Annotated in this window: 1 protein-coding gene; it reads right to left on the bottom strand. The window is 61.7% G+C overall.

Translation table 11 applies throughout. The features are described 5' to 3' along the window. A partial coding sequence (locus ALQ04_RS14650) for a condensation domain-containing protein (protein WP_259645014.1) occupies positions 1–2,122 on the bottom strand: 2,122 nt, incomplete at both ends.

Here is a 2,122-nt window from a genome sequence, read left to right as displayed (position 1 = left end):
AGCTCAGCTGACGGCCTTCACAGCGAACGGCCGTGGCCGCAGGTTTTTTCAAGGCCCAGGCCTCGACCGCACGGTGGATCAGCAAATCATCGGCAAAGTGCTTATCGCTGCGGTTCCAGCCGTGCAGCAATTGCTCGCGCTCACTGCGCGGCAGAATCGACAGGTTGCTCAGCGGGGTTTGCGGTGCCTGTTCCAGTGCATCGGTCAATTGCTCCAGCGCCACCTGTACGTAGTCACAGACGCGCTGCGCACCGATGTTTTCCAGAGCCAGCACGGTAAGCTGGAAACCCTCGCCAAGATCATCGACGTTGAGGGTCAGCGGATAGTTGGTGCGCTCATCGCCGCCGAGCACCTGCATACCCTCCCAGGCACTCAGACTGTCCTCGGTCACCACCGCAAGACTGTGGCGATAGTTGAGCAACGCACTGAACAACGGAACCGTAGCCGCCACGCCGCTGCAACGCTGGGCCAGTGCCAGTGAAGCATGCTCGTGAACCAGCAGTCCGGTGAGTCGGTCATGGGCTGCGGTGACAGCCTGACGCACATTGCTGCAGTCCAGACTGACCCGCAATGGCAAGGTGTTGATGAACATGCCCAGCGCCCGGTCAGCCCCTTCGCCGCCCTGCATCCGGCCCAGCAGCACCGTGCCAAACACCACATCGTCGGTCGCTGCAACCTTGCCCAGCACCAGCGCCCAGGCCAGATGCACCAGGCTGGCAGCACTGACGCCCGACTGCCGTGCCTGCTGGCGCAGACGACTGCTGAGTTGCAGATTCAGAGAGGTTCGTGCTTCCTCGATGCCATGCCCGTCACCCTGCACATCGTGCACGCCGAACGGCAGGGTCGGCTCATCGATATCGCCGAGCATCTCGCGGAAGAACGCTTCATGGGCAGCAGGTTCGACGCCGAGTCGAGCCTGGGCCACATAATTGCGGTACGGCATTGCCGCACCCAGTTGATCGGCAGTGCCCAACAGGAAGGCCTGCATTTCCATCTGCATCACTTCCAGCGCGGTATGGTCCAGCGCCAGGTGATGGAACAGCAGCGTGGCAACCCAGCGGTTCTGTAGCGTGTCTTCGGCGCAGGCCAGATGCAGCAAGGGCGCGCGGTTCAGATCCAGACGGTAATGACGGGCATCGAAACGTTCCGACAGTTGCGTGGCAATCGGGCCATTGGCCGGGTCAAGCTCGACCCACTGCGGTTGCAGCGTGACGTTTCGGCACACCACTTGTAGCGGCTCATCGAGCCCGCTCCAGAGCACTGCAGTGCGCAGGATATCGTGACGATCGATGACCGATTGCAGCGCCTGGATAAAGGCATCCAGACGCTGACGGCTATCAAAGGCGTACTGCGATTGCAGCACATACGGGTCGCCGGCCTCGGCGCTCAGGTGGTGATAGAGAATCCCCTCCTGCAACGGTGCCAGCGGGTAGATATCCTGCACATTGGCCGCACCGCCCGGTACAGCCGCCAGAACACGCTCCAGCGCAGTCTCGCTGATGCCCAGCAACGGCAGCATTTCAGGGGTGATCTGCGTGCAGCCCGGCTCGATCAGATTGGCCGGAACATGGATTTCCTTGCTATTACCCACCGCGGCTGCCAGGGCCATCAGGGTTGGCTGGCTGAATAGCACCCGCACATCGGCGCTCAACCCTTGCTGACGCATTTTCTCGATCAGCTTGACCGCCAGCAGCGAATGACCGCCCAGCTCGAAGAAATGGTCATGCCGTCCGACACGCTCGACCTTGAGCACCTCGGCCCAGAGCCCGGCCAGCAACGCCTCGACAGGCCCTGACGGCGCTTCGTAATCACGGCTGGCATACGCCAGGGCATCGGGCGCTGGCAGAGCACGACGGTCCAGTTTGCCGTTATTGGTCAGCGGCAGGCTGTCCAGCACCACAAAAGCCACTGGCAGCATGTAATCGGCCAGTGAAGCACTCAACTCACGACGCAACTCCTGCACCGACAGGTTGGCACCCGGCACAGCAGTGACATAACCCACCAGTTGCTTCGGTGCGCCTTCTACATCCTGGCGGGCCAGCACAACCGCATCCTTGACCCCGATGCATTGCGCCAGACGCGCTTCGATTTCACCGGTTTCAATCCGGAAGCCACGAATCTT

Source organism: Pseudomonas cichorii (assembly GCF_003700275.1).
Lineage (GTDB): Bacteria > Pseudomonadota > Gammaproteobacteria > Pseudomonadales > Pseudomonadaceae > Aquipseudomonas > Aquipseudomonas cichorii_B.
The sequence above is the reverse complement of the archived record's forward strand: the minus strand, read 5'-3'. Positions and strand labels throughout refer to the sequence as shown.